This window comes from Pseudophaeobacter sp., assembly GCF_039971195.1.
Taxonomy (GTDB): Bacteria; Pseudomonadota; Alphaproteobacteria; order Rhodobacterales; family Rhodobacteraceae; genus Pseudophaeobacter.
Genome location: NZ_JBDWPJ010000019.1, coordinates 1 through 6689 on the forward strand (window position 1 = coordinate 1; position 6689 = coordinate 6689).

At 57.4% G+C, this 6689-nt stretch carries 5 protein-coding genes and 1 pseudogene; 3 read left to right on the plus strand and 3 right to left on the minus strand.

The genetic code is table 11. The features are described 5' to 3' along the window. Nucleotides 1–123 precede the first annotated feature (123 nt). Together ABJP42_RS01430 and ABJP42_RS01435 are read right to left on the minus strand one after the other, a co-directional pair. Complete coding sequence (locus ABJP42_RS01430) at nt 124–756, minus strand: relaxase/mobilization nuclease domain-containing protein (RefSeq protein WP_348338115.1); 633 nt, start codon at nt 754–756, stop codon at nt 124–126. Then, on the minus strand, nt 753–1133 hold the full coding sequence (locus ABJP42_RS01435) for a hypothetical protein (RefSeq protein ID WP_348338120.1): 381 nt from the start codon (nt 1131–1133) through the stop codon (nt 753–755). Before ABJP42_RS01435 ends, ABJP42_RS01430 begins: the two co-directional genes overlap by 4 nt. Before the next feature lie 105 nt (nt 1134–1238). On the opposite strand from ABJP42_RS01435, the pseudogene ABJP42_RS01440 reads away from it, so the two are divergent. The 3 genes and pseudogenes from ABJP42_RS01440 to ABJP42_RS01450 form a co-directional block, all read left to right on the plus strand. After that, a pseudogene (locus ABJP42_RS01440) lies at nt 1239–1388 on the plus strand (transposase); the annotation flags it as partial. Nucleotides 1389–1650: 262 nt separating this feature from the next. Further along, on the plus strand, nt 1651–3000 hold the full coding sequence (locus ABJP42_RS01445; protein ID WP_348338117.1) for an efflux RND transporter periplasmic adaptor subunit: 1350 nt from the start codon (nt 1651–1653) through the stop codon (nt 2998–3000). A 1-nt stretch (nt 3001) separates the two neighbouring features. Continuing rightward, complete coding sequence (locus ABJP42_RS01450; protein ID WP_348338118.1) at nt 3002–6109, plus strand: efflux RND transporter permease subunit; 3108 nt, start codon at nt 3002–3004, stop codon at nt 6107–6109. 82 nt (nt 6110–6191) lie between these two features. Here the strand turns inward: ABJP42_RS01450 and ABJP42_RS01455 are convergent, their stop codons facing one another. Continuing rightward, a complete protein-coding gene (locus ABJP42_RS01455; protein ID WP_348338119.1) occupies nt 6192–6659 on the minus strand; it encodes a nuclear transport factor 2 family protein in 468 nt (155 codons plus the stop codon). Nucleotides 6660–6689 lie beyond the last annotated feature (30 nt).

Here is a 6689-nt window from a genome sequence, read left to right on the forward strand (position 1 = left end):
CGGGGCATGCCTTGTCCCATCAGTACTTCAACCTGCCGTAACTTCACGACGATCTCTTCCGGCTTGGGTCTCTTAATGGCCATACTTGGTCCTCCGCTTTCCTAACTATAGGGGCGGACCACTTCAAAGGGGGAAGCTCACCCGCTCTTCCAAGGCATTTTTGAAACCGACCTGACTGTCTGATCTTTCCCAGGCGGCTTGAAACAGCTGTTTGATCTCTCTGGGGTCAATGCCGGTGCGCTTGGCCTGCTGCCACTCAGCCAGGCTGAAATTCAACGGGCTCTTTGCGCCATAGCTTTGCAGTCCTTTGGGCAGTTCCCAGCCATGATCGAGAAAAAGATCGCGCGACATGTCGCGCAGTTTGTTTTTAAAGTGCGGCAGATTGATTGCTTTCAGCTCTTCCCCGTTAATCCGGGACCAGACAACATGGGCATGACGTCTTCCCTCTTTCTCAGGGATGACAATGGCTCGCGGCTGACCGTTGAGGCCAAGCTTATCTTCGATGCGCTCAGCGGCATTCAGAAATTGCTCTTCGCTGGCGACATGATCCTGGGGCGGGTTCAAACTGAGTGAGAACAGATACTGACGGCAGCGTGTTGCTTTGGAAATTGCATAGGCTTCAGCAAAGGCCCCATGCAGATCCTCAGCCATGAACCCGCGTGTTTCCAGCAGCTCAATGTGATCATTGTCGAGGCTATTTGTCAGGTGATCTGCCAGAGCAGCAACCCCGGAACGCTGGGAAACTCTGAGGATCATGATTTCGTCCCCAATGCCTGCAGCAAGGTACTGCGTATCCAGGCAACTTCAGTGGCAGCGGCCTTCAAGTCACCGTCCTGATCCGGATCAACAATCAGAGTTCCTTGATTCAGGTGTTTGGCAATCTGATTAAGTTTGCTTGCCATGCGGGAGGCACCGAGATGAGTTAGCAGTTCTGCCAGTAGCTTTGCATCCAGCTCCGGTGTCTGGCGGTGAGACCGGTAGCGCGGTGCGCCGTCAGCAAAGACAACTGACTTGATGTACCCGGCCAAAGACAGGCTGCCCGCGCGCTGTTCCAGCAGTACACGCTCCTCTTCTGTGAGGCGGATAGATAATGGGGGAATGCGTTTTGATTTATTGTTCTGTGCCTGGTCCATCGTGCTCACTAGGGGAATGTCAGCGATGGCAGACCCAGCAGAGCATCATAGTCGATCTCCGTTTTTGGCCGCTGTACCGCTGATAAATCCCATGCTGCGTGCAACGACAAGCGGAGATACAAGCGACGCAACCAGATCGAGATCAGGTTCGGACGCCTGAAAGACTGCCGTCGTGTCGCCACCCGCAATGACAGATGCCCAAAGGTCTTCCTGTCAGCAATAGCTCTTGCTGCAACGGTCTTGTTCTGGCTGTAAGTTAATGAGTCTGGCGCCTAGAGGAAAACCAGGCGACCAAGATCAGTTCAACTGTGCAAAATTGCTTTTGACTATGCCGAGCAGAGGTCTAGCTCAGACGGTCTGTTGCACCAGTGGCAAGCGCAGAGTTTCAAACCGCTGGCTTTTTCTGAGGAATAGGCCAAGAATTTGCGACGGAACCTGGTAGATGCTGCGTGATAGGCTCTGGTGTCGCTTGGTCCGCGACATTTCTGTATTGAGTTAAAGTCAAAGGTCTCCGCAGATGAATTACCGCCCTCTTCTTATTGTACCGCCGCTGCTGATTGGTGTTTTGGGTTTTGTCTGGATGACCTCCGGCGCGGACCCCGACCCAGAAAGCCCCGCCGAGGCCGAACTGGCGGTTCGGGTGCAACAGGTGGTCCCGCGAGAGATCATTGTAACAGCCGAGGGTTTTGGCCGGGTTGAGGCCGAACACAGCTGGGAGGCCATCGCCGAGGTCCAGGGGCGGGTTGTTCATCTCTCTGCCGGTTTGAACACCGGCAGCATTGTTGAGGCAGGCACGGTTCTGGTGGAGATAGATCAAACCGACAATAAGCTGTCACGGCAAAAAACGCTGGCCAATATTGCCTCGGTGGAGGCCGAGCTGGCAGAGCTGTCGCGACAGGAGGAAAACTCTGAGCGACTGCTTTTGGTCGAGCAACGCATTCTCAAAGTGGCAGAGGCGGAGCTGGCACGGGTGAGATCGCTGCTGGAGCGCGGGGCTGGTACCCAGGCCTCTGTGGATACGGCTGAAAAGACCTATCTGGCACAGCAGACCTCCGTCACCGATCTGACCAATACGCTGTCGCTGTTCCCGGCACAGGGGGATGCCCTGCGTGCATCTCTGGCCGTGCGCCAGGCAGAACTGGCCGAGGCCGAGCGTGCTTTGGAGAAATCCACCATCACCGCGCCCTTTCGTGGTCGTGTCGCCAGCATGAACGCCGAGACCGGCCAGTTTGTCAGCACCGGAGACAGCCTGCTGTCACTGGACAGTACCGCAGCCGCAGAAGTGGTGGCCGAGGTCCAGCCTGGCAGTTTTGGTCCAGTGGTCTTTCGAAGTTTGCAAAGTTCCATCCAGCAGGACGGCGGGTTTGACACCAGTCAGTTTATCGACGCCCTGCACCGCGCAGGCGTGGGGGCGCAGGTGGAACTGGCCACAACCGACAGGTTTGCCCCCTGGCAGGCAGAGATTGTCCGGATGCGCGGCACCATGGATATTGAAACCGGGACAATGGGAATTGTCGTCAAGGTGACGGAGCCGCTGAAGGCAAGCGCTGGAGTGCTGCGCCCTCCCTTGCATACGGATAGTTTTGTGCGGGTGGTGTTCTCCAGCCAGCCGCGCCCAGAAAGCATTGCGGTGCCGCGCCATGCTCTGCACCAAGGCGATGACGGCGCTTCCTTTGTCTACCTTGCCGATAGCGACAACCGGCTGGAGATCCGCGCGGTGCAGACCGGAGAGATTATCGGCAGCGAGGTGCTTGTCCGGCAGGGGCTGACAGGCGGCGAGACATTGGTATTGGGACAGCCCAGCCCACCGGTGCCGGGGATGAAACTGACACTGGTGCCGGTGGCTGCACTGACCGAAGGCAACTGACATGATCTCCTTCTTTGTTCGCCATCCGGTGGCCTCCAACCTGATTATGGCCCTGCTTTGTATTCTTGGGATTGGCGTTTTGGGCAATCTCGAACGCGAGACCTTTCCGGAATTTACCGCCTCAAAAGTCGGGGCAACAGTGGTCTATCCCGGCGCCTCGGCGCGCGACGTGGACGAGGAGATTTGCAATCCGCTGGAAAATGCCCTGACCGGCACCAATGGGCTGGCAGAACTCACTTGCCTGTCAGTGGATGGCATGGCCACAGCCACCGCAGAGCTGGAAGAGGGTGGCGACCTGACCTTGTTTTTCAACGATGTCTTTTCTGCCGTCTCCAGTATCAATGATTTTCCAGACGACGCTGAAACCCCCACCGTTGAAATCATGGCCCGCAGTGATCTGGTGGCGCTGGTTGCGGTCTCTGGGATTGCAGGAAAACAGGGGTTGATTGAATACACCGACGAGCTGGCTGACCGGCTGCAGGTCCTGCCGGGTGTTGCAGATATCGCAGTATCCGGCATCACCGACCGCGAGCTGCAGGTGGTGTTCAATGAAGGTGCGCTGTATCGATACGGGTTGTCCCCACGCGAGATCGTGGATGCCATTTCGGCCCGCAGCCTTAGCCAGCCGCTGGGCAGCGCAGATTTGGACGAAAACAGCCTTGTGTTGCGCTATGCGGACACCCGCCGCTCCATCGCCGATCTGGAAGATCTGATCGTGTTACAAAACGCCTCTGGTGGTTTTGTGCGCCTGCGCGATCTGGCTGTGGTGCAGATGATGGATACCGATGAAAACATCGAATCCTTCATTGATGGCGATCAGGCGGCGATCATCTCGGTGTCCAAATCCAAAAACACCGATAGCATTCGGGTGTTTGAACAGGTGGAGCAGCTGCTGGAGGCAGAGCGCGCCGCCTATCCGGATCCCTTTCGCATCACAGTGACCAACAATATGACCGAACTGGTCGAGGAACGGCTGAACCTGATTGTGGAGAATATCGCCGTGGGGCTGGTGCTGGTCTTTGTTACCATGTGGCTGTTCTTTTCTCTGCGCCAGGCTCTGTGGATTTCTGCCGCCCTGCCGGTGTCCTTTTTGGGCACACTGTTTGCCATGAGCCTGTTTGGCATCACCATCAATATGATCACCCTGGTGGCGCTGTTGATGGCGGTGGGGCTGATCATGGACGATTCCATCGTCATTGCTGAAAACATCGACAAATGGCGCGCCCGCACCGGCCCCCGCGAAGCTGCGGCCCGTGGCGCATTAGAAGTATTGCCGGGTGTTGCCTCCTCGTTTTTGACCACGGCCTGTGTTTTTGGGCCCTTGTTGTTTCTCGCAGGAGACATGGGACAGATCTTGCGGTTCATTCCCATGGTGTTGCTGATCACCCTGGCGATTTCACTTTTTGAAGGCTTCTTTATTCTGCCGCACCATCTGAGCCACGGAGGGGCGGGGGGCAAGCCGGAGGCGCATAAGGTCCGTCTGGCGGCCCGCGGCATGGAATGGGTCCGGGAGCGCTGGGTGCTGCCAGTGGCCGCTAGGCTTGTTTCTTTGCGTTATCTGACACTGGGATCGGTCTGCGCAATTCTGATCCTGTCGATTGGCTTGATCGCCTCAGGGTCGGTCAAGATGATCGGTTTCCCCTCGACCGAAAGCGACACGCTCAAGATACGCTTTTCGCTGACTTCAGGTATCTCGCGGCAGCGCACCATCGAAACCGTTGATCAACTGCTCGCTGGGCTGCGCCAGGTGGATGCAGACCTGACACCAAAAACCGAAGGCGGCGCGCCATTGGTTGAACGGGTCTTGGTGCAATATGCGGTGAATTCCGAGGTCTATGACAATGGCTCCAACACCGCCACGATCACCGTGGACCTGCTCAAAAGTGCTCAGCGCAATGTCACGGCAGATGCGGTGCTGGAGGCCTGGCGGCAGGCGGCGGGGCCAATCCCGGATCTGATCCAGTCGTCGTTTTCGCAATCAGAAATGGGACCGGGAGGTCTGGATCTGGATGTGGAGCTCACGGGCTATGATCTGGACGAGCTGGAGGCGGCCTCAACGGTGCTGCGGGATGCGCTGCTCGAACGCGCCGACGTGGTGGAGGCCTTCCAGGATTTCTACGGCGGGCGACAAGAAGTGCAGTTGGCCCTGAATGAATATGGCTACCTTATTGGATTGACGCCGCAGGCACTGTCCACCCAGCTGCGCAGCGCCTTTGAAGGCACCGAGACGGACAGCTTTCGCTCCAATCAGTCCAATATGACAGTGCGGGTGAAACTGGACGACAGCATGTCTCACGTGACTGAGCTGGAGCAATTCCCGGTTCTGGTGGGCGATGGCAAGCTGGTGGCCCTATCGATGGTCGCCGATATGACCCTGACGCAGGGCTATCCAACGATCACCCGCAAAAACGGCAAAGCCCTGGCCCGCATTCAGGGCAAGATCGACACTGCTACGGTAACTTCGGCGCAGATCTCAGCGGTGATCACCTCAGAGCTGGCACCAGAACTGAAGGCTGCCTTTCCGGGGGTCGAGATCGGCATCTCGGGCGCCACCGAAGAACAGGCCAAATCGCAGTCCTCGCTGATGAAGCTTTTACTCCTGGGGCTGGTGGGGGTCTATATGGTGCTGGCTTTCCAGTTCCGGTCCTATTCCTTGCCGGTGGTGGTGATGCTGTCGATCCCCTTTGCCCTCGTTGGGACTATTCTGGGCCACTGGGCAATGGGTATGGATATGTCGATGCCCAGCCTGATCGGCTTTGCCTCTTTGGCCGGGATTGTCGTCAATAATGCCATTCTGTTCCTGACCTTTTTCCAGACCCATCTGGAAGGTGACGACTACATCGCAGCAGCGCTGGGGGCGGTGCGGGCGCGCTTCCGGCCTATCCTGTTGTCTTCGTCGACCACTATTGCCGGTCTGGTGCCGATCCTGTTTGAAACCAGCCCGCAGGTGCAGACCCTGGTGCCGGTTGTGGTTTCGGTTGCCTTTGGCCTTTTGGCCTCGATGGTTCTGGTCCTGCTGGTGTTGCCCGCGCTGATCGCGGTCTATTTTGACGTGGTCGATGTGCGCAAATGGGTCGATCAGTTTCAACGCAGCGAGAATGTGCTCTAGTGGCAGGACAGCGATCAGACAAAGGCGGCCCCAGTGATTGGGGTCGCCTCCCGTGTCTTTGACGTTCTTTTGTCGGTTCAGATCACAGTCTGAGGTCAGACAGGCCGGGATGATCATCAGGGCGACGGCCTAGGGCCCAGTGGAATTTGCGATCCGTTTCTTTGATGGGCAGATCATTGATGCAGGCAAACCGGTTCTGCATCAGGCCATTGGCGGCAAACTCCCAGTTTTCATTGCCATAAGAGCGATACCAGTTGCCGCTGTCATCATGCCATTCATAGGCATAGCGCACCGCGATGCGGTTCTCGGTAAAGGCCCAAAGCTCTTTGATCAGGCGGTAGTCCAGCTCGCGGATCCATTTGCTTTCGAGAAAGGCCTGAGCCTCGGCACGATTGGTGACAAATGTCGCGCGGTTGCGCCAATTGGTGTCGGGCGTATAGGCCAGCGCCACCTTGGCGGCATCGCGGCTGTTCCAGCCATCTTCGGCCAGACGCACCTTTTGAATGGCGCTGTCGCGGGTGAAAGGGGGCAGAGGTGGGCGCGTGTCCATAGGGAGGGTTCCTTTGGGTTAGACAGGGGG